The sequence below is a fragment of the Pedobacter sp. GR22-10 genome, from assembly GCF_026239715.1.
Lineage (GTDB): Bacteria > Bacteroidota > Bacteroidia > Sphingobacteriales > Sphingobacteriaceae > Pedobacter.
On the sequence record NZ_JAPIVR010000001.1, the window covers coordinates 229,197 to 252,234 of the forward strand.

Genomic DNA, 23,038 nt, shown 5'->3' on the forward strand with positions numbered 1-23,038 from the left:
CTTTTTCAGGCGGCAAAGATAAGCTTTTAAACTCTTTAATTAAAGCTGGTTATTTGTTACAGCTAGATATTTTATCTAAGTTTATCCAAAATTACAGTGATTAATATGGAAGATTTAGCGGAGGGTGTACCTCAGGAAGTGAAATTAGTGGTAACGGAAGAAATGCGTAGTTACCTTTACGATATTACCAAATGGGCGAAATTTCTATCAATTGTTGGATTTGTATTTTCAGCGATGATGGTTTTAATTTCGTTTTCAATCCCATCAATGATTGCGGGCAATCCAATGCTGGCCAAACAATTGGGTACATTGGGGCAGGGAAGTTCAACTGCAATCACGATCGTTTATTTATTTCTGGGCCTGTTTTATTTTTACCCGAGTTTGTTATTGTTTAGGATTTCAAATCAAGGAAAACAAGGCGTGCTGTTTGGAAATCAGGAAAGTTTAAACAGCGCTATTCAACATGTAAAGTCGCTTTTTAAATTTTGGGGAATTATTACAATCACCGTAATTGTCGGCTACTTTCTATTGATCTTTTTAATGGGAGCAGGATTGGCCGTAGCATAGCCACTATTGATCAAATCTGTATACAGTAAATATTTAAAGCATAAAAAAGCCTTTGTTTTCGCAAAGGCTTTTCTTATATGATTAGATTAAAACGAAAAATCGTCAGATGTTTTAGCACTATGTTCTCCGTTTTCAGAATATTCATAGCGTTTTTCAATAACATCCTGATGAGATTTAATATAATCAACCGTTTCGTTTAAGCCTTCCGTAAATTTTTCAAAGTCTTCTTTGTATAAGAAAATTTTGTGTTTTACAAACACACCGTCTTCTAATCTTTTCTTGCTCTCGGTAACTGTTAAATAATAATCACCTGAGCGAGTAGCCTTCACATCGAAGAAATAAGTTCTCTTGCCTGCTCTTACTTTCTTTGAAAAAACTTCTTCTCTTTCCTTGTTGTCGAATTCTCCCATGGTTGGTATTGATGTTGGTTTTTGGTTTCGGTAAATATAAAGCAAATATTTAAAGTTCAAAATAAAATTAAATACTTCGTGATTCTTCCTCTAAAAGCTGGTTATTGTAAAGTTCTGTATAACTCCCGTTTTGGCTAAGTAATTCGCTGTGTGTGCCTTGCTCGATGATTTCTCCGCGATCAAGCACCAGAATCTTATCTGCATTCTTAATGGTAGAAATGCGGTGCGCAATTAAAATACTGGTTTTTCCGCTCATCATTTTACCCAGATTATTTAAAATTTCTTCTTCCGTTTTGGTATCAACAGCTGAAAGACAATCATCAAATATTAAAATTCCAGGCGATTTGATTAAAGCTCTGGCAATAGATACACGCTGTTTTTGTCCGCCAGACAATGTTATGCCACGTTCACCAAGCATCGTTTCAAATTTTTCATCAAAATTAATAATGTTGTGGTAAACGGAAGCATTTTTGGCGGCGGTGTAAATTTCTTCATCTGTAACCTGGTCTAAACCAAAGGCAATATTATTTCTTATCGTATCAGAAAACAAGAAAACCTCTTGTGGTACAAAGCCAATCTGGCTGCGGTAGTTTTTCAGATTGAGAGATTTTAAATCATTACCATCAACCAAAATAGCTCCATTTTGAACATCATACATGCGCATGATTAAATTGGCCAATGTAGATTTCCCAGAACCTGTTTTGCCAATAATGGCCACAAACGCTCCTGCTTTAATCTCAAAATTTAAATTTTTCAATGCTTCAATACCGGTATCGGGATAAGTGAAACTTACATTGTTGAATTTGATATGTCCATTAATTGTTTTAGCATTAAGTTCTGTCGACTGGATATCAGATGGAATATCTAAAAATTCATTAATCCTTTTTTGCGAAGCTGCTGCACGTTGAATCAAAGAAGTGACCCAGCCCAGCATGGTTACCGGAAATGTAAGCTGATTAATGTAGATGATAAACTCTGCAATATTTCCGGCCGTGATGCTTCCATTCATCACCTGTATGCCGCCAATGTAAATGGTTAAAATGGTGCTTAATCCGATTAATAGCATCATGGTAGGGTAGAACAGCGCCGAAACCTTTACCAAACTCATGGAATCTTTTTTATAATCATTACTTTGAATCTCAAACATGTTCCGGGTGTAATCTTCCCTGACATAGGACTTGATAATGCGTATGCCTGAAAAACGCTCCTGTACAAAACTTGACAATTCAGAAAGCCTTTCCTGGATTTTTCCGCTTTTCTTGAAAATAAGCGTATTTACATAATAAATAATAACCACAAGGAAGGGGAGGGGTAGAAGGCAATAAATGGCCAGTTTGGAGTTTACATCAAACATTGACCATACAATTAATACCGATAAAACAAAGGTATTGATGGTATACATAATGGCCGGACCAACATACATCCGGACCCGGTTTACATCTTCCGTAGCACGGTTCATAAGGTCACCGGTATTATTTCTGCGGTAAAACCCAAGGCTTAACTCCTGATAATGCTGATAGATATCATTCTTCATGTCAAATTCAATATGCCTCGACATCAGGATTATGGTTTGACGCATAAAAAACAGAAACAGGCCTCTAAGTATATATAGTGCTATGACCAATAGCCCAAAATACAGAAGGTTACTGCTGAATATGCTATAAATGATCTCCTGTCGGTCAAAGCCATTAAAAAGGTTATAGATCTGTATGTTTTCTGTGATCAGATCAACCGCATAACCAATTACCTGGGCAGGAACAACACCGAAAATATTAGAGATGACTACAAAAATACTTCCGGGTATAATCCACCATTTATATTTCAGAAAATACTTATTTAATCTGCGCAGATGTTTCATGTGGTACAAACTTAGGCAATTTCACGATTTCAAACTCAATAATTATATTGTTAATCCTCATCAGTTTTCAAAATGCAAAACGATTGTGAGGTGATCAGAACGAAATATATTTTGTTATAGTTAAGTTAAATGCATGTATTAATGGTTTTTTTATTTTAATTTTGCAGGAAGTTAGCCGATCGTTAAATATGCCAGCAAATTCTCCGTCCGATTCATCCATATTAGCTCAATTAAGTGCCTACGGGCATAAGAAATTGGTTTTTTGCAATGATCCGGATACTGGCTTGAAAGCAATTATTGCCATTCATGATACCACTTTAGGGCCGGCTTTGGGCGGAACCCGGATGTGGAGCTATGCCACCGAAGGAGAAGCTTTAGAAGATGCCTTGCGTTTATCAAGAGGAATGACGTATAAAGCTTCCATTACAGGTTTAAACCTGGGTGGTGGAAAAGGCGTAATTATCGGCGATTCCAGAAAGGATAAAACGGAGACGCTGATGCGCAGCTATGGAAGGTTTATTAAAAATCTGAATGGCGAGTTCATTACTGCAGAAGAAATGGGAACCAATACCAGGGATATGGAGTATATCCGCATGGAAACCAATTATGTTACGGGCGTTCCTGAATCCATCGGCGGGGCAGGAAATCCGGCACCTTTTACTGCTCAGGGTGTTTATCTCGGTATTAAAGCCAGTGTAAAAGAAGTTTTTGGTACCGATATGCTTGCCGGCAGAACCATTGTAGTACAGGGAATTGGTAATGTTGGCGAACACCTGGTGGCCTTGTTAAGAAAGGAAAATGCAGAGGTGCTGATCAGTGACATTAACCAGGAACAACTCACTTACGTTGCCCGTAAATACAAAGCAAAGCCTATTGAAGCTGATAAAATCTTCGGTATTGATGCCGATGTTTATGCGCCATGTGCCATGGGAGCTACAGTAAATAACAAAACCATTGAGCGCATGAAATTTGCCATTATTGCAGGCTCTGCAAATAATCAGCTTAAGGATGAGGTTCTGGATAGTGAGCTGCTTTCTAAAAAAGGAATTTTATTTGCTCCTGATTACCTGATTAATGCGGGGGGATTAATTGCCTGCTATTCTGAATGGACTGGTTTTGGTAAAAAACGCACTGTTCAGCTCACCGAAAATATTTATGATGCCACAAGAAGTGTCATTAAACTGAGTAAATCAGAAAAAATATCAACCAACATCGCTGCAAACCGGATTGCTGAAAAACGGATTGCCGACATTAAAAAAATTAAATCGTCATATTAATAATTATTAAAAAAAGGTTTTAAAAAACCCACTCGTTCTTACATTCATGTTAAACAGAAGGCACTTAAGGATCAAAGCTTTGCAAAATATTTTTGCATGGCACATGGCAGACAAAAAAGACATTAAAGGAGATTTAAAACTCCTGATGCAAAGCATTGACAGCGTGTACGAAATGTACATCTGGATGTTATCACTTATGGTAGAAGTGACCGAGTTTACGGCCAATGACGCTGCAGAGCGTGCAAATAAACACCTGAAAACTGCGGATGATCTTAATCCCAATTTAAAACTGCTTCACAATAAGTTTAGTGTTTTAATGCAGCAAAACCCTGAATATGTATCAGCAGTCAAAAAATACAAGGTAGACTGGGGATTTGATCCGGAAATTCGTAAAACCGTATTCAATTCTTTAAAGGCTTCAAAAGAATATGCAGAATATCTGGCTGATCCCAATGAAAGTTTAGAATCATCCAAAGACATCATCAAGTACATTTTTAGAAAAATTATCTTAAAGAATCAGGCTATTTTACAGGTTTTTGAAGAAAAATTTATCAACTGGCAGGTAGATCATGAAGTGATGAAAGGCATGGTGGCTAAAACGCTCAAGAATTTTACCTTCGATGATCCATTCAAAAATAAGTTAACTGAAATCAGTGCAGACTGGACGGAAGACAGCAAATTTGTACAGGATCTTTTTGTGCATACCTTGCAAAATGATGCAAAGTACCAGGAAATGATAGCTGAAAGGACAAAAAACTGGGAGTCTGAACGTATTGCCCTAATGGATACGATTTTAATGAAAATGGCCATTTGCGAATTGTTAAATTTCCCATCTATCCCGGTGAAAGTGACCATTAACGAATATTTAGAGCTTTCAAAAGATTACAGTACGCCGAAAAGTAATTCGTTCATAAATGGTATTTTAGACAAAATTTTAGGCGACCTTAAGAAAAATAATACCATTAAAAAGATCGGTCGCGGATTAATCGAAGAGTAATTATGAAGAAGGTATTCATTCTGGCTATTGCCGCATTGTCTTTTACAGCATGCCGCAATGCTAATAATTCCACCACAGAAACGGCGCCATCATCAGGCAGCACTAAAGTGTCGGCAGACGCACCCGTAATTGTTTTTGAAAGAGAAATTTTTGATTTTGGAAAGATCGTACAAGGTGATAAGGTTAATCATGAATTTAAATTTAAAAATGCAGGTAAAAGTCCACTGATTATCTCAAATGCTACAGCCACTTGTGGTTGTACGGTTCCTGAAGTACCAAAGGACCCCATTTTGCCGGGTAAAGAAGGTAGTCTTAAAGTGGTTTTTAATAGCACAGGAAAACAAGGGATGCAGGATAAAGTGATTACCATTAATTCTAATGCTAACCCTTCCATCTCAACCGTTCACCTGGTGGGTGATGTAAGGGAGAAAAAATAAGCAGCCAGCTAACTTTGGCTGAACCAATATTAACATACAATCAAATCAATAAAAAAATGACATCAACAGTAATTTTACAGGCAGCAGGTGGCGGTAACATGCTCACTACCATTGTACCTATGGTATTAATTATGGTAGTTTTCTACTTTTTCATGATCCGCCCGCAGGTTAAAAAAGCTAAGGAGCATAAAAAATTAGTGGCAGAGCTGAAAAAAGGTGATAAAATCATTACCACTGCAGGTATCCACGGACGTATTGCAGACATGAACGACACTACTTTTTTAATCGAAGTGGAAGGCGGCGTAAAAATCCGTTTCGATAAATCTGCTGTATCATTAGATGCGACGAAAGCAGTAACCGCACCAGCTAAGGCTTAAGATCATCATTATTTAAGAAAACCGTCGTTCAGCAGATCGACGGTTTTTTTATTTTCGCAAATTTAGAAATATGCAACCAGCAGCTATTTGGGTTCTTTATACCATTTCTATTTGAGCACCTGTTTACTTTTGCTACATTTGGCGGTATTGTTGTAGTTGGTTCATCATCCATTGAGATTAAGATAATTAATATGCCTTTTATTAGATTAACCCAAATAGAGAAAAGACGTGTTTTTACACTCTTGGCCTGTTTGTTTCTGGCAATTGCGGCATGGCTTTTTATGGCGCTGAACAACAAGTATATCTACACGGCTAAAACAGTTCTCGTTTTTAAAAATACACCTACCCGCCGGGCATTTTATCCGCTTCAATCAGATACGGTTGACTTACAGGTAGAAGGAACAGGCTGGCAATTAATATTCTCCAGGCTACGGATTAGTCCGCCATCCATATCCGTGAGCTTAAGCCAGTTAAATACCAAAGATTTTATTACGTTTTCAGATCAGTTGTACAATGTAAACAGGCAACTGGAAAGCACCCAAAAAGTGATTTCTGTAAAGCCTGATACTTTATATTTTGATTTCACCAAGCGAACGGTAAAGAAGGTTTCCATTAAACTGGTCAGCAAGCTGGACTTCATCAGCCAGTATGGGATTTCCAGCGACATCATTTTAAACCCTCAATACGTAAAAGTGGCCGGTCCGGCAGAAGAATTAAGCAAAATTTCGATCTGGCCGACAGATACCTTAAAGCTAAGTAAAATTCAGGGGAGTACAACCGTGAGGATCGGGCTGCAGCATAGTCCACAAAAAAATGTCAGCATTTATCCTTCATCCGTAGAAGTGAAACTTCCGGTGGATGAGTTTACAGAAAAGACTGTTGAGGTGCCATTAAAAATCATTAATAATAAAAATTACAACAGCATCAAGCTTTATCCAAAGAAAATTAAGGTAACTTTTTTAGTTGCTTTGGGTAATTATAGTCAGGTAAATGATAACTTCATTACTGCAACCGTTGATGTGAATGAATGGCAGGATTTAGCGCACAAGCAGTTTACTGTAAAGATTACGGAGTTCCCGGATTATTGTAAACTGATCAATATCAATCCTTCAAAAGTAGATTTTGTAGTAGAAAAATAATGTATAAAGTAGGAATTACAGGTGGAATTGGCAGTGGTAAAACAACCATTTGTAAGGTTTTTGAAGTTTTAGGCATCCCGGTGTTTTATGCAGATACGGTGGCAAAAGAAATTATGGTAACGGATCAATTACTGATTGCTGGTATTAAATCTGCCTTCGGTGAGGAAAGTTATACTGCAGAGGGCAAACTCAACAACAAACACCTGGCGGCAATAGTTTTCAGTCATGAAACGGAACTGGCCAGACTGAACGCTTTGGTTCATCCTGCGGTATTCAGGGCTTTTGACGATTGGGAGAAGCAGATTGATGAGCGTGTACCTTATACTATGAAGGAGGCTGCGCTGCTTTTTGAGAGCGGTTCATATAAAATGTGCGATACATCTGTTCTGGTAACTGCTCCTCTGTCGTTGAAACTAGCGCGCGTAATGAAGCGTGATCAGGTTTCTGCTGAACAGGTGAAGGCCAGAATGGATAAACAGTTTACTGATGAGCAAAAGGCTAAATTATCCGGTCATTTTATGGTTAATGATGAGGAACATTCCATTATTGAACAGGTGCTGGCTTTGCATAAACAATTTCTGAAAAAAGCAGCTGATGCATCAAGTTTAGCCTGATCATTTATCCATCCCATCATGAAATTTAAAAATACGACCTGCAAATCTGTGGCATATTCTACATGTATTAATCCCGATTATGATTTTAGATGATTTTATTACCATTACGTCAACAGGATTGTATTGTGTTTACGGAGACTTTTATTTAGATCCGCAGCAACCGGTAAAAGAGGCAGTAGTTTCTCATGCCCATGGCGATCATGCCATTGGTGGCAGTGAGCATGTATATTGTACAGCTGCTACAGAATCGTTCATGAAACACCGTTACCGTAAGTTTGCTGCTGTAGATTTTTATATCAAAGCTTATCATCAATCCTTTAAGATAAAGGAGGTTACCATCACCTTTTATTCGGCCGGACATATCCTGGGCTCTGCACAGGTTTTAATGGAATATCAGGGAATTAAATATCTTTATACGGGAGATTATAAGATAGAACCTGATGCAACCTGCGAACCCTTCGAATTTGTACAGGCTGATGTGTTGATTACAGAAAGTACCTTTGCCAATCCGGATACCAAACATCCGTCTCCAGTTACGGAAATAGAAAAGTTGAATGATACAAATGCAAACATTATGCTGGGTGCTTATGCTTTAGGTAAAAGCCAAAGGATTATTCAATTGCTCAATCATCACTGCCCAACTAAAAATATAATGGTGCATCACAGCATCATGCCTTTTGTGAACATTTACGAAGATTATGGCATTAACTTAGGTAAATATAAAATGTATGATCGTAAAGTAATGAAGAATAACCAGCAGCATCAGGTTTATATTGTGCCACCAATGGTCTTTCATAGTTATCATAAAGCGATTAATGTGGTCAGGGCTTTTGCTTCAGGGTGGAAAAATCTGCAGCAGCAAAACGGAATTTCACTATATATATCTGATCACGCCGATTGGGAAGCCATATTGGAAACCACTGAAAAAGTAAAACCGAAACAGATATGGACATTACATGGTGACGGTAAGCAGCTGAAAGACTATTTTAAGGGAAACTTAGAAGTTAAAATACTGAACAGTAAAAATGATTGATTGAAGGAATCAGATAATAATTGAATGAAGGCATTGTGACTTGAAAAATCTCATTCCCTCATTCTCCCATTCTCTCATTCATTCATTCTCTCATTCGAAATTTAAAATATGAAAGAAGGCGAAGACTTTTATTTTAATGAAGATGGTTTGATGGTTTTTACCGAAGCTTATCATTTAAAGCGGGGTTATTGCTGTAAAAATAAATGTAAGCATTGCCCCTGGGGCTACGGGAAAAAGAAGGTGAAGAAATAGCTGATTTATGATTTCGCTTATCTTTTTCTGCTGACCTAAAATTTAACATGTTGATAAATGTCCTTCAGCTGTATATTAAAACCAAGGCTGTGGTAAGCCAGATTTTCATCCATATTTTTATATTCCTTTAACTCCCAGTTCTGATGCGCATTAATGTAAAAAGCTTCAACTGAAATCGCTGTGGAATCGATCATGATAAATTCTTTTAAAGACGGAATATCTCTATACAGTTTAAATTTATTGTCCCTGTCATAATCTTCTGTAGAAGGTGAAAGATTTTCAATGATAACAGTCGGAAGGAGAGTTGTATTTTCATCTTCCTCCGGGTGCTTGATTTTATTTCAGTAGATTGATATATCAGGATAAGTGAATAAAGTGTTTTCGGGAATGTTTATTCTCGTATTACTTCCAAAAGGAATACACTTTGATCCGTATAATTTTTGGCTAAGAAAACCGAAAGTATTCGAGAATATAAAGTTATGATTAAGCGTCGCACCAGACATGGAGGTTACACCTAACGCACTATCTTCCTGATGAAGCGGGAAGATTTCACCCTCAAAATATTCGTATTTTATTGGTGATACCTATTCCATCGTAAGGTATTCCTTAACAGTATAGCGTCTTTTGTGATAGACTACTGCTGGTTCATTTACAATTTCATCCATAAAGCAAGATAATCAAAATTGTAGATTTTTTATTGTTACTTTTTCCAGCTGATGGTATGATTTTAATGATTCCCGGCAAAGAAGCCTATTAAAGCGACACCGATTCCTAATAAAACAGCGATCATTTTGCGGAGGTTGATTTTATGGTCGGCACTGGATTCAAATAAGATAGTGGTCGATATATGAAGGAAGATTCCGATCACCACCCCCATAATTTTATTAAAATAAGCCTCCACACCGCCAATGCTGCCGTTACTTAAGCCCATACTGACATAAAAGCCCAATGGAGCCATAATTGCAAAAATGATCAGATAGAGAATTATACTTCCTTTTTTGAAATGGTTTTGCATTAAAATGCTCCCTAAAGCAAATGCAGCAGGGATATGGTGTAAGGAAATGCCAAAAATTAATTCATTATGCTGTTCTTTTGCCAAAGGCATACCTTCTAAAAATGCATGTAAACACAAACTAATCATAATGCCGAATGGAAATACATGCCCATCATGGTGTTTGTGGATATGACCATGTTCAACACCTTCAGAGAATTGTTCCAGAAATACCTGTAAAAGAAAGCCTATCAGGATGAAAATCCCGATTTCGCTTTTATCTGGTCCGCCAAAAGCATCTGGTATGAGGTGTAATACGGTAATGGCAAATAAATAGGCACCACTAAAAGATAAGATCAGTTTCAGCAACTTAGATTTATCGCTTTTAACCAAAAATATAGCTGTTCCGCCTAAAAAGGCGCAGAAGAAAAGTACGCAGAGTTTCCAGATTTCCATCGCTTAAAAATCAGGTTGTAATTTTTTAAACATTTTTGAACAGATGAAGCCGATTAATGCTCCGAGCAATGCGCCTGCTGTAACATCAATAGGATAATGAACGCCAACATACACTTGTGCAAAACTAATGATAAAGGCCCAAAACAATCCGATGGGTAAAATGGGCTTCCACCGGCTATAAAAAACACAAATTAAAAATACAGCAATGGCAAAATGGTTGGTGGCATGTGCCGAAGGAAAGCTTAAACCGCTTCCGCAGGGCACACGGTGAATAATGTCATTGGCTATCGTTAAATCATTGCATGGACGAACCCTCGAAACCCAGGGTTTGATCACACGCGAAGAAATTAAATCAGCCGAAGCAAAGGTAAACAGGATCATGCCAATAATATAGTAGCCCTGTTTTTTATATTGTTTAATGCAGAAAACAATGATGAAAACATAAAGTGGCGACCAGAAAAACCGGTTCCGCATGAGTGGCATGAGCCAGTCGAAAAAGCCATTGGAAAGCCCCCGGTGGATTTTGATAAATAAGGCCAGATCAAACTGCTGTATGCTTTCTATCATGCTTTTTTACAGATTAAAATTAACCGGTCTGATGTGTTTTGATCAAAATCATCCAGTTCATAGTTACCGAAGGTTTGATGGATTACCATCCCGGCTGATGATATCATCCGCTCAAAATCTTCAAAACTGAATGCCTGAACACGCTCTTCAAAATTATACGTCTTCCCTTTATCTTCAAAATTGATTTTCTTGATGATCTTTCCGTCTGTTACGTGTTTAGAAATATTGAAAGCAATCCCGTCCAGTGATTTTACTTCGCAGGTGTTCAGGTTCCGGATAATTTTTTCGGTGTTAAAGTAATCAAGAATCAATACCCCATCCGCTTTAAGGCATTTTCTGAATGTCTTCAGGGCATTAACATGTTCCTTTTCTGTATCAAAATAACCGAAACTGGTAAACAGGTTTAGCGCAATATCGAAATAATTGATGTAGAAAAGCTTTCGCATATCATGCACCAGAAAATGCAGTTTGTTGTTTTCGAACCGCCGGGCATACTTAATGCTTTGTTCAGATAAGTCAATTCCGGTAACATCAAATCCCTTTTTATTGAGGTAAATGGCATGCCTGCCTTTGCCACATGCAATATCAAGTGTTCTGGAATCGGGTTTTGGCTGAAGAAAAAGCGTTAACCTGTCAATGAAGAATTCAGCTTCAGCGTTATTTCTTTGTTGGTAAAGAATATGATAATATGGCGAATTAAACCAATATTGAAACCATTTGCGCTGCATAAAAAGCTGTTTGTATTTTTTAAAAGGATGCAAACTTAGATAAAATTCGATTAAACGCAGCAGATTAATTTTAAGCCGAAGCATCTATATCATTCCCTGTGTAATCATTAAATTACTAAATTTTCTGCAAATATAAGATTTTACTATTGCCAGATGGCTAATGTGGATTTTTTTGCAACAATATTGCATAATTATTTTTTAAGTAAGGCCTTCGCGCATTTCTTGAGGCGCAAATGCTTTGTCTTTTTTGTCAGGAAAGCGGCTGTATTCCTACTAAATACATCGTATAAATAGATATAAACTAAATGTAAATTAACTTCTGTAACGCAGTTAGGATATCTGCTATCTTGTTTTTTTTCTTATTTTTGATGCTCAACATTAGATAGAATAAGTGACTTTAATAAAATCGATTTCGGGAATAAGAGGAACGATAGGCGGACAGGCTGGAAATGGCTTAACACCGATTGACATAGTGAAATTTACCGCTGCTTTTGGAAGCTGGGTAGTCCAAAAAACAGGAGTTAAAAGAATTGTTTTAGGTCGTGATGCCCGGATTTCGGGCGAAATGGTTAATCATCTGGTGATCGGTACCTTGCAGGGACTGGGGATTGAGGTGATCGATTTAGGTTTATCAACCACACCAACGGTTGAAATTGCCGTACCTGATGAGCATGCGGGTGGTGGTATCATTTTAACCGCAAGTCATAACCCCAAACAATGGAATGCACTGAAGTTATTAAATGCGGATGGTGAGTTTATCAGCGATGCCGATGGTATTGAAGTTTTAGAACTGGCTGAAAGCGCGGCGTTTGAATTTGCAGAGGTGGATAAATTAGGCAAGGTTATTCAAAATGACACTTATCTTCAAAAACATATCGATAAGGTTTTGGCTTTGCCGCTTGTTGATGTAGAAGCAATAAAAAAGGCTGATTTTAAGGTTGTCATTGATGCTGTAAATTCTACAGGTGGTATTTTTGTACCGGCTTTATTAAAGGCTTTGGGCGTGGCCAGGGTTACAGAATTATATTGCGAACCCAACGGACATTTTCCGCATAACCCAGAACCACTTCCGGAAAACCTGACGGAGATTTCAAAAGAAGTTCAAAAACAAAATGCAGATTTAGGTATTGTGGTAGATCCGGATGTTGACCGTTTGTGTTTTGTTAATGAAGATGGAAGTATGTTTGGTGAAGAATATACTTTGGTTGCCGTAGCCGATTACGTGTTGAGAAACACCCCCGGAAATACGGTTTCCAATCTTTCATCAACCAGGGCACTTCGTGATGTAACGGAAAAAGCAGGCGCTGAATATCATGCTTCAGCGGTTGGCGAAGTGAACGTGGTGAATAAAATGAAAGAAAGCAACGCCATCATTGGTGGTGAAGGCAATGGTGGAATCATTTATCCAGCTTCTCATTATGGCAGAGATGCTTTGGTGGGGATCGCTTTATTTTTAACTCATTTGGCAAAATTTGGTAAATCTATTTCCGTATTAAGAGGTAGCTACCCGCAATATTACATCTCTAAAAATAAAATAACACTCACTGCAGAAATGGATATCGACAATTTGTTGAAGCAAGTGGAAGAGAAATATAAAAAGCAGCCTTACAGCACTATTGATGGTTTAAAAATAGAGTTCGATAAGACATGGGTGCACTTGCGCCGTTCTAATACCGAACCGATTATCCGCATTTATAGCGAAGCAGAAAATGAAACCATTGCAGAAAGTCTGGCAAATAAAATTATTTCTGATATCAAGGAAATATTGCATTTGTAACTGGAATTAAAGGCAATAATTAAAAGAACAACATTAATTCGTGATTTCATCTCTATAGATGAAATCATTTAAAAGGTGACAATCACAATATGAAAAGGATTTATTTAGATAACGCAGCTACCACACCATTAGATAAACAAGTAATTGCTGAAATGAGTAACGTGATGGAAAACTACTATGGTAATCCATCAGCCATTCATGCGCTGGGACGTGAGGTAAGAACTTTGGTGGAAAAGGCCCGGAAAACTGTCGCTAACCTTTTGGGTGCATCACCTTCTGAAATATTTTTTACTTCAGGTGGAACAGAAGCAGATAATACAGCCATTCGTTGCGGTATTTTTGCGTATGGAATTAAGCATGCCATTACCTCTAAAATTGAACACCATGCGGTAGAACATACTTTAAATATCATGCTGAAAAATGGCGAGATTGATAAGCTGAGTTTTGTAAATACAGATGAAAAAGGCAATATTGATTACGCGCATTTAGAAGAATTATTGGAAAATAACGGACGCACTTTTGTTTCCCTCATGCATGCCAATAATGAATTGGGTACCCTTACAGATATGGTCAAAGTGGGTGATATCTGCGAAAAATATAATGCCATTTACCATGCCGATACCGTTCAAACCATGGGGCATTACGTTCATAATGTGCGTGAACTGAAAGCACATTTTATTGTATGTGCCGCACATAAACTCCACGGACCAAAAGGTGTGGGTTTCTTGTATGTGAATAGCAGCATTAAAATTCCACCAATGATTTATGGTGGCGCACAAGAACGTAACATGCGTGGAGGAACTGAAAATGTGTATGGTATAGTAGGTTTGGCAAAGGCTTTGGAAATGGCCTATGCTGAAATGGAAGCACATCAAAGTCATATTCAAGGTTTAAAAGATTATCTGAAATCGCAATTAATTGCAGAAATTCCAGGTATTGGTTTTAATGGAGAAACTGATGCGGATAAAAGTCTGTATACAGTACTGAATGTTTCTTTTCCTGAAATGGATATGGGAGATATGCTGCTGTTTAATTTAGATATTAACGGCATTTGCGCTTCCGGTGGCAGTGCCTGTTCATCAGGTTCTAACATTGGTTCACATGTACTAAACGCTATTAAAGCCGATCCCAATCGTCCGTCTGTACGTTTTTCTTTCAGTAAATATACTACAAAAGAAGAACTGGACTATGTGATAGAGAAAGTAAAAATGGTAGTAAAGCAGAATGCTTTAGCCTAAAATATCATTAACCAAATAGGAACTGTCCCGGAGTAATCCGGGACTTTTTTGTTTAATCATTTCTTGCCATTAGTTGTTAACCCACCAGCTTTAATCAATTAATCGCTGTCCCTGTAAGTCACAGATTGCAAAGATTACTGTTAAAACAATATTATTTCTCATGTGTTCCTATAATACATCAATTTAAAATCACTATGGAAACGAATAAAGAAAAAGGCAAAGTTATTGAGAATGAATTGCTGGATAAGACAGCCGAAGATGTTAAAGAAAATAGAAATCTGGATGATAACAAGTCATCTAAAGTAGCAACAAACTTATTTGATAAAGATAAAGGGCGCAAAAACAATTCATTTGGTCCGGGCCACGAGCCGGGAACCACTCCAGGTTCAGGGATTTAACCTCTAATTTCTGAAAGAATTATTAAATTTAAGCCACAGCAAAAATGTTGTGGCTTTTTAAATATGACTTAAAATGGAAAGAAGAAATTTTATCAAAAATTCTGCATTAGCCATGGCTTTGCTTTCAGTTTACAAGACAGATGTGTTTGCACAATCTCCGGTATTAGGCTACAACTTTAAAACAATTAGAAATAATGTAGGGATTTTTACGGAACAGGGTGGAACAATCGGCTGGTTAAATTCTTCAAGCGGATTTGTAGTCGTTGATGCGCAGTTTCCAGCTTCGGCGCCACATGTGATTGCAGAATTAAAAAAAATGGGCGAAAAGCCATTTAAATACCTTCTTAATACGCACCACCATGGCGATCACACCGCAGGGAACATTGCTTTTAAAGGCCTGGCAGAAAAAGTTGTGGCGCACCAGAATTCCCTGGTAAATCAAAAGAGGGCAGCGGAGAAGGCGAATAATTTAGATCAGCAATTGTTGCCGGATACCACCTTTGGTACAGGATGGAAAGCACCGGTGGGTGGTGAAAAAATCAGTGCTTATTATTATGGTTCAGGGCATACCAATGGCGATGCTATCTATCATTTTGAAAATGCCAATATAGTTCACGTTGGAGATTTGGTTTCTAATAGGAAATATCCGTACATTGATCGTGAAAATGGTGCGCATATCGGAAATTGGATGATCGCTCTAGATAAAATTTACCAACAGTTTGACCAGGATACATTATTTATATTCGGACATAGCCGAGATCCTGAAAAGGTAACTGGCAACAAAGCGGATGTGAAAGCTTTTCAGAATTACCTTCAACAGCTGCTCACCTTTGTAAGTGCAGAAATCAAGGCAGGCAAATCAAAAGAAGAAATTTTAAAGGCCACGGCAATTCCAAATGCACCGGAATGGCAGGGAGAGGGAATTCAAAGAAGTTTGACAGCTGCATATGAAGAATTAAAAGGGGCTTAACTTTGGTTGCTGATCATCCTTTCATGAATTTACAATACCTGTCCAAATCTATTTTCAATTTATAAACGTTCTATATTTAAAATAAATCTGAACAGCATATCTAAATTAACACCAACTCAATCCATATCTTTTATATTTGCGATACACCAATCGGATATCAGATATGGATGATTTCTTAGCTGCCCGCTCCCAAATGGCCTTATCATTAGGCTTCCACATTATTTTTTCCTGCATTGGTATGGTTATGCCATTTTTTATGGCGGTATCGCACTATAAATGGTTAAAAACAAATGATGAGGTTTATAAAAATCTTACGAAGGCCTGGAGTAAAGGTGTTGCCATTTTTTTTGCTACCGGTGCAGTGTCTGGCACGATGCTATCTTTTGAACTGGGCTTATTATGGCCAAAATTTATGGAACATGCAGGTCCGATTTTTGGGATGCCCTTTTCACTGGAAGGAACCGCTTTTTTTATCGAAGCCATAGCCTTAGGGTTTTTTCTGTATGGATGGGACAAATTAAATAAATGGTTTCACTGGTTTACCGGAATGGTGGTAGGCGTGAGTGGATTGGCATCCGGAATTCTGGTTGTGGCGGCCAATTCCTGGATGAATAGTCCGGCGGGCTTTGATTTTGTAAATGGTCAATACCTCCATGTTGATCCTATTCAGGCCATGTTTAATAAGGCCTGGTTTTCACAGGCTTTGCATATGTGTTTGGCTGCATTTACGGCTACTGGCTTTGCTGTAGCAGGTGTTCATGCTTTGATGATTTTAAGAAATCAAAATAAGCACTTTCATTCGCAGGCGTTTAAGATTGCTGCAGTGTTTGCGTGCATCGGTGCATTGTTACAGCCCTTAAGTGGTGATATTTCTGCTAAAGATGTAGCCAAACGGCAACCGGCAAAGCTTGCTGCCATGGAAGCGCTATATAAAACCGAAAAGCCTGCTCCATTATTAATAGGGGGGATTGTAAATGAAAAAGACCAAACTGTAAAGGGTGCGATTAAAATCCCGGGTGCTTTAAGTTTCCTGGCTCACGGTGATTTTAAGGCCGAAGTAAAGGGCCTTGATCAAATACCTAAAGATCAGCAACCACCAGTCGCTATTACGCATTATGCTTTTCAAATCATGGTTGGAATAGGAACCTTGCTGGCCTTAATTTCACTTGTATATTTTATTCATCTCATTAGAAAGAAAGCACTTTTAGAGAAGCGCTGGTTGCTTAAATTGTTTGTGCTTGCTATTCCTTTAGGTTATGTAGCGCTGGAAGCCGGCTGGGTAGTGACAGAAGTGGGGCGTCAACCCTGGATTATTTATGGCATTATGCGTACCAAAGATGCCGTAACACCAATGCCGGGAATTGCTTATTCATTTTACATCTTTTCAGCGATTTATTTATCTCTGAGTGTTATTGTAACCTTTCTGCTTTACCGGCAGATTAAAATGGTTCCGGTGTTATACAACAATCCTGTATCCGAAACCCCTAATCATTAAATTATGGAATATGTTGTAATTACCTTTTTATGTTTGGGCATACTGTTATACTTTTTACTTGGAGGAGCGGATTTTGGCGCGGGAATTATTGAGTTGTTTACTTCTACAAAAAACAGAAGCAGAACCCGAAAAACCATGTATCAAGCCATTGGTCCGGTTTGGGAAGCCAATCACATGTGGCTGATTATAGCCATTGTGATTTTGTTTGTTGGCTTTCCGCACATCTACACCACGATGTCGGTTTACCTGCATATTCCTTTACTCATTATGCTTATTGGCATTATTGCCCGTGGAACAGCTTTCGTTTTCAGGCATTATGATGCCATAAAAGATGATATGCAATGGCTTTACAATCGAATTTTCAGGTATTCCAGTTTTATAACTCCCTTATTTTTGGGCATCATTGCGGGCAGTGTCATATCCGGACATATTGATACCGAAGCAAATGATTTTCTTTCAGCCTATATCTGGAGCTGGCTAAACTGGTTTTCGGTTTCTGTTGGTCTTTTTACAGTGGCTTTGTGTGGATTTCTGGCCGCCATCTACCTCATTGGTGAAACGGAAGACGTACACGATCAGCGTCGTTTTATTCAGAAGGCCGAATACATGAACATTGCTGCAGTTATATTTGGAGCAATGGTTTTTATAGCAGCACAGCTGGATAAAATTCCGCTTATGGATTGGGTTTTTAAAAATCCGGTTGGTTTAACGGCAATTATTCTGGCCAGTTTATCTTTGGTTTTATTGTGGTACCTTTTAATTAAAGGTAAAACACAGATTTTACGTGTTCTGGCAGGTTTTCAGGTAACCATGATTCTGGTAGCCATCAGTTATGCGCACTTTCCTAATTTTATCCGATTAAAGAACGGAGATGCGATTTCGCTCTTTGAGACGATAGGTCCGCAGAAAACCATTTATAGTTTAGGTTTGGCTTTGCTATTAGGTAGTATTTTGATCTTGCCTTTCTTAGGGTATTTATTTTATAAGTTTAAAAAGAAAGAGGAATAACCATCAGAAATTCGTCATTGCGAAGAGGTACGACAAAGCAATCTTTTAATTATCTATTCTTTTTAGATTGATTGCTTCACGCCATCGCTTGACCCAACCCTACAGTTCGCAATGACGACACCTCTTAACCTCGTTGCGAAACAAGAAATAGTTTTCTAACAAGACAAATTAAAAAAATAGGTTCAAGATGTTTGTTTATGATAAGTAATACATTAAATCTAAAATCTGATGCATAAAAAAATGAGCATCTGTTTCCAGATGCTCATTTCTTATTTAGGTTTAGTCATGATCTATAATCCACCTTTTCTGGTTGCTTTTCTTTGTTCCGGCCAAGTGGCAGGTTTTCCGGTACGTTCATTCACCGGTAAATCTGTCGCTTTTTCTGTTGATGTCTTTTCAGCATCTTCACAAGCCATGTAAACCATAATTGCTGCTAAAATGACATTGCTTCGAATTTCATCGAAAACTAACTTATCGTAGCTATCGCGGTTGGTGTGCCAGGTATAGGTTCCGTAATCCCAACTGGTAGAACTTAATGAATAACCCAAAGCACCTGCCGCCACGAAAGAGGCAAAGTCTGATCCGCCCGCACCAGGCATGCCAGGGAAACTGGTTTTGATCTGATTTTTAATGGTATCCGGTACTGCATTTAGCCAACGGGTGATGTAATCTTTGGATTTGGCAAATCCCTGACCGCCAATATTGACTACCCGGCCTGTTCCGTTATCCTGGTTAAATAAAGCCTGCAGATTGTTAACAATTTCCGGATGATCTTCAACAAAAGCCCTGGAACCATTTAATCCTTGTTCTTCACTTCCCCAATGTCCAACTAAAATCGTGCGTTTTGGGTTAGGATAAAACTTTTTCAGAATACGCATAGCTTCCATCATCATGATGGTTCCTGAACCATTATCTGTTGCGCCGCTTGCCCCATCCCAGGAATCAAAATGCGCAGATAACATCACATATTCTTTTGGTTTCTGCTTTCCTTTGATTTCAGCAATCGTATTAAAGGTTGGTACAGTACCTAATTTTTTTGATTCGGATTCTATTTTAAGGATTGGTTTATTACCGTTTAAAGCCAAACGATAAACCAATCCGTAATCTTCTACAGATAAATCTAAAGTGGGCACTTTTGTAGTATTGGCACCAAAGATCTTATCTACACCAAAACCCTGCGACCAGTTATTGATGATCACAGCCACTGCTCCGGCATTTTCCAATGCTACAGGAAGTGTTTTGGCATTGTAACCTGTTTTTGCCATACTGGCCGTCCAGGATTTCAATGCTTCGGTTTTTTCTTTTTTAAACTTATCAAACAAGTCTTTGGTAGCAAATTCTTCCCAATTTTTTTCAGGCCTGCCTGAAAGTTGGTTCATCGAAATTAACACAATTTTACCTTTAACGCTTGGCAGCCATTTCTGGAAGGCCACCGAATCGGTGATCGCAGGAAGAATAATTGCTTCAGCATTAATCGCTTGTCCATTTGTTGAAGGACTCCATGCCAATTGCGTTCCTTCCAGTGTTCTTAGCCTTGGGCTTACCATATCAATATGCGTAATGCCGCGTTCCCAGCCAGCCCATTCACCCCATTTTTCGTTCTTCGCAGAGATGCCCCAGTCGCTGTATTTTTTTACTGCCCAGTCATTGGCTTGCTTCATTTGTGGAGACCCGACTAAACGTGGTCCAACAACATCTAAAAGTTCATGAGCAAGTTTTTCTAATTGTGAGTTTTCATTTACCTCTTTTACAATCTTATCGATCACTTTTTTGTCTTGCGCAAAAGCAAAAGAAGAGGTAAACAGGAGTAGAGTAGGTAAGAGTAGTTTTTTATTCATAATAGGATTAGTTAATGATCCGCTAATTTAATGAATAAGGGCTGTGGAAACAGATGTTAATGGAAATGTTGCAGATGGCAGGTTTGCTGTCTGCGGAACAATGAAAGGCGGAGTGATTTTTAGACTATAGAAAGGAAACTGCCGATTCTAAGTATTACTGAACCACTGCAAGATAAACCTGATTGAAGTGGAAAGCCCGCAGCGCAGCGAGGACTTGAAACAAAAAGCAGGACTGAATTCACCGATTTATTCAAGCCCTGCTTTTCTTATTATAGTTATGGTCATTTTGGCATTTATTTATCAGGCGATTTACACCAATAAACCAATGACTATTGAACCAATCTAATTATTCATCATCTTGATAAAAGCGCCTAATTTAGCTTTCATCGCCCTTCTGTCTACAATAAAATCAAGGAAACCATGTTCCAGCACAAATTCTGAAGTTTGAAAGCCTTTTGGTAAATCCTTTTTAATGGTTTCTTTGATTACCCTTGGGCCGGCAAAGCCGATTAAAGCACCTGGTTCTGCAATATTGATATCGCCAAGCATGGCATATGAGGCTGTTACGCCACCAGTAGTTGGGTCTGTCAATAAAGAAATGTATGGAATTTTTGCCTGGCTTAACAAGGCCAGTTTTGCGGATGTTTTGGCCATCTGCATCAATGAAAATGCAGCTTCCATCATTCGGGCACCACCAGACTTTGAAATCATCAGGAAGGGAACCTTATGTTTGATCGAGTAATCAATTGAACGAGCAATTTTTTCGCCCACTACCGAGCCCATCGATCCGCCAATGAAAGCAAAGTCCATGCAGGCAATTACTAATTCCTGACCTTCAATTTTGCCCACACCTGCACGAATGGCATCTTTAAGTCCGGTTTTTGCCTGGCTTTCTAGGATTCTATCCGTATAAGGTTTATTATCATTGAAATTTAAAGGATCGCCAGAAGTTAAGTTGGCAAAAAGTTCTTTAAACTCATTATTGTCGAACAATACTTCGAAATATTCTTTTGAACCTACCCTCAAATGGTAATTGCAGTAGTGGCAAACATATTTGTTTTCCTGCAATTCTGTTTGATGTAGCGGTTTTTTACAGTTCGGACACTTATTCCACACACCATCCGGTGCCTCTTTCTTCTCTTCTGTTGTGGTAATAATACCTTTATTTTCTCTCTTAAACCAGGCCATATAATTTTTTAAAGAATTGGACTGCAAAGAAACGAAAAATTATTTTAACTCAAGTATTTCTATTTAGTGTGTTTTCTACACTAAGGATAATGTGTTTTATACACTAAATAGCCCTTATTCTATTGTAAGGCAAATAATTCTGTTGTTACAAAAGCTTGTAATGTTATTTTTTTTTATAACTTCGGACTTAATAAAATTAACAAGAGATGAGTTTAAAAGGCTACAAAGGCGTAATTTACGGAGATGCCGTTCAAGAATTGTTTGAGCAGGCTAAAAAACATCAGTTTGCTTTACCAGCGGTAAATGTAACCGGTACAAATACGGTTAACGCGGTATTGGAAACTGCTAAGGCAGTAAATTCGCCTGTTATGATTCAACTGTCTAATGGTGGTGCGCAATTTTACGCAGGTAAATCTTTAGATAATGAGAAATTACAGGCATGTATTTTAGGTGCAGTATCTGCAGCTAAGCATGTACATTTATTGGCAGAACATTATGGTGTTGCCGTGGTTTTACATACTGACCATGCCGCTAAAAAATTGTTGCCTTGGATTGACGGCCTTTTAGATCACGGTGAAAAATTCTTTGCTGAAACAGGTAAACCTTTATTTTCTTCACATATGTTGGATCTTTCTGAAGAATCTATCGAAGAAAACATGGAAATTTCTGCAAAATATTTAGCGCGCATGTCTAAAATGAACATGACGATTGAAATTGAATTAGGAGTTACCGGTGGTGAAGAAGACGGTGTGGATAACAGTGATGTAGATAGTTCAAAATTATATACTCAGCCAAGTGAAGTGGCTTATGCTTATGAAGAATTAAGCAAAGTATCACCACGTTTTACAGTAGCTGCAGCTTTTGGTAACGTTCATGGTGTGTACAAACCAGGTAACGTAAAATTACAGCCGGTTATTTTGAAAAACTCTCAGGATTTCGTTAAAGAGAAATTCAGTTTATCTGCTGAGAAACCAATTAACTTTGTGTTTCACGGTGGCTCTGGTTCTTCTCAGGAAGAAATCAGAGAAGCCATTTCTTATGGTGCCATTAAAATGAATATCGATACCGATATGCAATGGGCATTCTGGGAGGGTATTTTAGAATATTACAAAAAGAATGAAGCTTTTCTTCAAGGTCAGATTGGTAATCCTGATGGTGATGATAAACCAAATAAAAAATATTACGATCCACGTGTTTGGTTACGTAAAGGTGAGGAAACATTCGTTAAGCGTTTAACTGCTGCATTTGAAGATTTGAATTGCATTAATGCAAATGATAAGTTGTAAACAAATTGGATTTTTAATATTGAATACCTATTCAGTCATTTAAGAATCATTCATTCAATAATCAAACAAAAGCGCCATTGGTTTAAAAACTGATGGCGCTTTTGTTTGTTTTTATAGTTACTTTTAAGCAAACATTA

The 23,038-nt window shown here is 38.0% G+C and carries 24 protein-coding genes; 16 read left to right on the forward strand and 8 right to left on the reverse strand.

Annotation, left to right across the window (positions count from 1 at the left end; genetic code table 11):
• The first annotated feature begins 105 nt into the window (after positions 1 to 105).
• A complete protein-coding gene (locus OQX64_RS00955; RefSeq protein WP_265817134.1) occupies positions 106 to 567 on the forward strand; it encodes a DUF5362 family protein in 462 nt (153 codons plus the stop codon).
• Positions 568 to 653: 86 nt separating this feature from the next.
• Here OQX64_RS00955 and OQX64_RS00960 read toward each other — a convergent pair whose 3' ends face one another.
• Together OQX64_RS00960 and OQX64_RS00965 are read right to left on the reverse strand one after the other, a co-directional pair.
• Complete coding sequence (locus OQX64_RS00960) at positions 654 to 977, reverse strand: DUF3276 family protein (protein WP_088300825.1); 324 nt, start codon at positions 975 to 977, stop codon at positions 654 to 656.
• Positions 978 to 1,044: 67 nt separating this feature from the next.
• Complete coding sequence (locus OQX64_RS00965) at positions 1,045 to 2,835, reverse strand: ABC transporter ATP-binding protein (protein WP_088300824.1); 1,791 nt, start codon at positions 2,833 to 2,835, stop codon at positions 1,045 to 1,047.
• Positions 2,836 to 3,023: 188 nt separating this feature from the next.
• Here OQX64_RS00965 and OQX64_RS00970 point away from each other — a divergent pair, with 188 nt between their 5' ends.
• From OQX64_RS00970 to OQX64_RS01005, 8 genes are all read left to right on the forward strand, one after another.
• Entirely contained in the window at positions 3,024 to 4,112 is a 1,089-nt protein-coding gene (locus tag OQX64_RS00970; RefSeq protein WP_088300823.1) for a Glu/Leu/Phe/Val family dehydrogenase, read from the forward strand.
• Positions 4,113 to 4,158: 46 nt separating this feature from the next.
• On the forward strand, positions 4,159 to 5,109 hold the full coding sequence (gene nusB, locus OQX64_RS00975) for a transcription antitermination factor NusB (protein ID WP_088300822.1): 951 nt from the start codon (positions 4,159 to 4,161) through the stop codon (positions 5,107 to 5,109).
• Positions 5,110 to 5,111: 2 nt separating this feature from the next.
• Positions 5,112 to 5,546, forward strand: coding sequence for a DUF1573 domain-containing protein (locus OQX64_RS00980; RefSeq protein ID WP_088300821.1), 435 nt, complete (start codon positions 5,112 to 5,114; stop codon positions 5,544 to 5,546).
• 56 nt (positions 5,547 to 5,602) lie between these two features.
• Positions 5,603 to 5,923, forward strand: coding sequence for a preprotein translocase subunit YajC (gene yajC / locus OQX64_RS00985; RefSeq protein WP_265817136.1), 321 nt, complete (start codon positions 5,603 to 5,605; stop codon positions 5,921 to 5,923).
• A 191-nt stretch (positions 5,924 to 6,114) separates the two neighbouring features.
• Positions 6,115 to 7,062, forward strand: a complete 948-nt coding sequence (locus tag OQX64_RS00990; RefSeq protein ID WP_265817137.1) for a CdaR family protein — start codon at positions 6,115 to 6,117, stop codon at positions 7,060 to 7,062.
• A complete protein-coding gene (coaE, locus tag OQX64_RS00995; RefSeq protein ID WP_265817138.1) occupies positions 7,062 to 7,676 on the forward strand; it encodes a dephospho-CoA kinase in 615 nt (204 codons plus the stop codon). The genes OQX64_RS00990 and coaE overlap by 1 nt, the downstream gene beginning before the upstream one ends.
• 79 nt (positions 7,677 to 7,755) lie before the next feature.
• Positions 7,756 to 8,709 carry an exonuclease gene (locus OQX64_RS01000; protein ID WP_265817139.1) on the forward strand — a complete coding sequence of 318 codons (954 nt, stop codon included), beginning with the start codon at positions 7,756 to 7,758 and terminating at the stop codon, positions 8,707 to 8,709.
• Between the two features lie 108 nt (positions 8,710 to 8,817).
• A complete protein-coding gene (locus OQX64_RS01005; RefSeq protein ID WP_172406475.1) occupies positions 8,818 to 8,961 on the forward strand; it encodes a DUF5522 domain-containing protein in 144 nt (47 codons plus the stop codon).
• A gap of 35 nt (positions 8,962 to 8,996) precedes the next feature.
• Here the strand turns inward: OQX64_RS01005 and OQX64_RS01010 are convergent, their stop codons facing one another.
• From OQX64_RS01010 to OQX64_RS01025, 4 genes are all read right to left on the reverse strand, one after another.
• Complete coding sequence (locus tag OQX64_RS01010; RefSeq protein ID WP_265818279.1) at positions 8,997 to 9,296, reverse strand: Uma2 family endonuclease; 300 nt, start codon at positions 9,294 to 9,296, stop codon at positions 8,997 to 8,999.
• A gap of 392 nt (positions 9,297 to 9,688) precedes the next feature.
• Positions 9,689 to 10,408, reverse strand: coding sequence for a ZIP family metal transporter (locus OQX64_RS01015; protein WP_265817141.1), 720 nt, complete (start codon positions 10,406 to 10,408; stop codon positions 9,689 to 9,691).
• Positions 10,409 to 10,411: 3 nt separating this feature from the next.
• Positions 10,412 to 10,975 (reverse strand): phosphatase PAP2 family protein, encoded by a 564-nt coding sequence (locus OQX64_RS01020; protein WP_265817142.1) that lies wholly within the window; start codon positions 10,973 to 10,975, stop codon positions 10,412 to 10,414.
• Entirely contained in the window at positions 10,972 to 11,703 is a 732-nt protein-coding gene (locus OQX64_RS01025) for a class I SAM-dependent methyltransferase (protein ID WP_265817143.1), read from the reverse strand. The genes OQX64_RS01020 and OQX64_RS01025 overlap by 4 nt, the downstream gene beginning before the upstream one ends.
• 391 nt (positions 11,704 to 12,094) lie before the next feature.
• Between OQX64_RS01025 and glmM the strand changes: the two genes are divergently transcribed.
• The 6 genes from glmM to OQX64_RS01055 all read left to right on the forward strand — a co-directional run bounded on the left by glmM (position 12,095) and on the right by OQX64_RS01055 (position 18,589).
• The gene (gene glmM / locus OQX64_RS01030; protein ID WP_088300814.1) at positions 12,095 to 13,480 is read left to right on the forward strand and encodes a phosphoglucosamine mutase; all 1,386 of its coding nucleotides are present in this window, start codon (positions 12,095 to 12,097) and stop codon (positions 13,478 to 13,480) included.
• Between the two features lie 89 nt (positions 13,481 to 13,569).
• Positions 13,570 to 14,718, forward strand: coding sequence for a cysteine desulfurase family protein (locus OQX64_RS01035; protein WP_265817144.1), 1,149 nt, complete (start codon positions 13,570 to 13,572; stop codon positions 14,716 to 14,718).
• A 194-nt stretch (positions 14,719 to 14,912) separates the two neighbouring features.
• A complete protein-coding gene (locus OQX64_RS01040; RefSeq protein ID WP_088300812.1) occupies positions 14,913 to 15,116 on the forward strand; it encodes a hypothetical protein in 204 nt (67 codons plus the stop codon).
• 73 nt (positions 15,117 to 15,189) lie between these two features.
• A complete protein-coding gene (locus OQX64_RS01045) occupies positions 15,190 to 16,086 on the forward strand; it encodes an MBL fold metallo-hydrolase (protein WP_265817145.1) in 897 nt (298 codons plus the stop codon).
• Between the two features lie 163 nt (positions 16,087 to 16,249).
• Entirely contained in the window at positions 16,250 to 17,581 is a 1,332-nt protein-coding gene (locus tag OQX64_RS01050) for a cytochrome ubiquinol oxidase subunit I (RefSeq protein WP_265817146.1), read from the forward strand.
• A gap of 3 nt (positions 17,582 to 17,584) precedes the next feature.
• Entirely contained in the window at positions 17,585 to 18,589 is a 1,005-nt protein-coding gene (locus OQX64_RS01055; RefSeq protein WP_088300809.1) for a cytochrome d ubiquinol oxidase subunit II, read from the forward strand.
• Between the two features lie 290 nt (positions 18,590 to 18,879).
• On the opposite strand, the gene OQX64_RS01060 is transcribed toward OQX64_RS01055, so the two are convergent.
• Both OQX64_RS01060 and accD read right to left on the reverse strand, forming a co-directional pair.
• Positions 18,880 to 20,427 carry a M20/M25/M40 family metallo-hydrolase gene (locus tag OQX64_RS01060; protein WP_265817147.1) on the reverse strand — a complete coding sequence of 516 codons (1,548 nt, stop codon included), beginning with the start codon at positions 20,425 to 20,427 and terminating at the stop codon, positions 18,880 to 18,882.
• A 342-nt stretch (positions 20,428 to 20,769) separates the two neighbouring features.
• On the reverse strand, positions 20,770 to 21,615 hold the full coding sequence (gene accD, locus OQX64_RS01065; protein ID WP_265817148.1) for an acetyl-CoA carboxylase, carboxyltransferase subunit beta: 846 nt from the start codon (positions 21,613 to 21,615) through the stop codon (positions 20,770 to 20,772).
• A gap of 206 nt (positions 21,616 to 21,821) precedes the next feature.
• Here accD and fbaA point away from each other — a divergent pair, with 206 nt between their 5' ends.
• Positions 21,822 to 22,901 (forward strand): class II fructose-bisphosphate aldolase, encoded by a 1,080-nt coding sequence (gene fbaA, locus OQX64_RS01070; RefSeq protein ID WP_088300806.1) that lies wholly within the window; start codon positions 21,822 to 21,824, stop codon positions 22,899 to 22,901.
• Positions 22,902 to 23,038: the final 137 nt, after the last annotated feature.

Excerpts from the sequence above, each read along its gene's own strand:
- OQX64_RS00970 (WP_088300823.1), top strand. The coding sequence starts at position 3,024 with ATGCCAGCAAATTCTCCGTCCGATTCATCCATATTAGCTCAATTAAGT.
- OQX64_RS01025 (WP_265817143.1), bottom strand. The coding sequence starts at position 11,703 with ATGCAGCGCAAATGGTTTCAATATTGGTTTAATTCGCCATATTATCAT.
- OQX64_RS01005 (WP_172406475.1), top strand. The coding sequence starts at position 8,818 with ATGAAAGAAGGCGAAGACTTTTATTTTAATGAAGATGGTTTGATGGTT.
- OQX64_RS01045 (WP_265817145.1), top strand. The coding sequence starts at position 15,190 with ATGGAAAGAAGAAATTTTATCAAAAATTCTGCATTAGCCATGGCTTTG.
- coaE (WP_265817138.1), top strand. The coding sequence starts at position 7,062 with ATGTATAAAGTAGGAATTACAGGTGGAATTGGCAGTGGTAAAACAACC.
- yajC (WP_265817136.1), top strand. The coding sequence starts at position 5,603 with ATGACATCAACAGTAATTTTACAGGCAGCAGGTGGCGGTAACATGCTC.
- OQX64_RS00990 (WP_265817137.1), top strand. The coding sequence starts at position 6,115 with ATGCCTTTTATTAGATTAACCCAAATAGAGAAAAGACGTGTTTTTACA.
- accD (WP_265817148.1), bottom strand. The coding sequence starts at position 21,615 with ATGGCCTGGTTTAAGAGAGAAAATAAAGGTATTATTACCACAACAGAA.
- OQX64_RS00960 (WP_088300825.1), bottom strand. The coding sequence starts at position 977 with ATGGGAGAATTCGACAACAAGGAAAGAGAAGAAGTTTTTTCAAAGAAA.
- fbaA (WP_088300806.1), top strand. The coding sequence starts at position 21,822 with ATGAGTTTAAAAGGCTACAAAGGCGTAATTTACGGAGATGCCGTTCAA.
- nusB (WP_088300822.1), top strand. The coding sequence starts at position 4,159 with ATGTTAAACAGAAGGCACTTAAGGATCAAAGCTTTGCAAAATATTTTT.
- OQX64_RS00955 (WP_265817134.1), top strand. The coding sequence starts at position 106 with ATGGAAGATTTAGCGGAGGGTGTACCTCAGGAAGTGAAATTAGTGGTA.
- OQX64_RS01060 (WP_265817147.1), bottom strand. The coding sequence starts at position 20,427 with ATGAATAAAAAACTACTCTTACCTACTCTACTCCTGTTTACCTCTTCT.
- OQX64_RS00980 (WP_088300821.1), top strand. The coding sequence starts at position 5,112 with ATGAAGAAGGTATTCATTCTGGCTATTGCCGCATTGTCTTTTACAGCA.
- OQX64_RS01015 (WP_265817141.1), bottom strand. The coding sequence starts at position 10,408 with ATGGAAATCTGGAAACTCTGCGTACTTTTCTTCTGCGCCTTTTTAGGC.
- OQX64_RS01055 (WP_088300809.1), top strand. The coding sequence starts at position 17,585 with ATGGAATATGTTGTAATTACCTTTTTATGTTTGGGCATACTGTTATAC.
- OQX64_RS01050 (WP_265817146.1), top strand. The coding sequence starts at position 16,250 with ATGGATGATTTCTTAGCTGCCCGCTCCCAAATGGCCTTATCATTAGGC.
- OQX64_RS01035 (WP_265817144.1), top strand. The coding sequence starts at position 13,570 with ATGAAAAGGATTTATTTAGATAACGCAGCTACCACACCATTAGATAAA.
- OQX64_RS01020 (WP_265817142.1), bottom strand. The coding sequence starts at position 10,975 with ATGATAGAAAGCATACAGCAGTTTGATCTGGCCTTATTTATCAAAATC.
- OQX64_RS01000 (WP_265817139.1), top strand. The coding sequence starts at position 7,756 with ATGATTTTAGATGATTTTATTACCATTACGTCAACAGGATTGTATTGT.
- OQX64_RS01040 (WP_088300812.1), top strand. The coding sequence starts at position 14,913 with ATGGAAACGAATAAAGAAAAAGGCAAAGTTATTGAGAATGAATTGCTG.
- OQX64_RS00965 (WP_088300824.1), bottom strand. The coding sequence starts at position 2,835 with ATGAAACATCTGCGCAGATTAAATAAGTATTTTCTGAAATATAAATGG.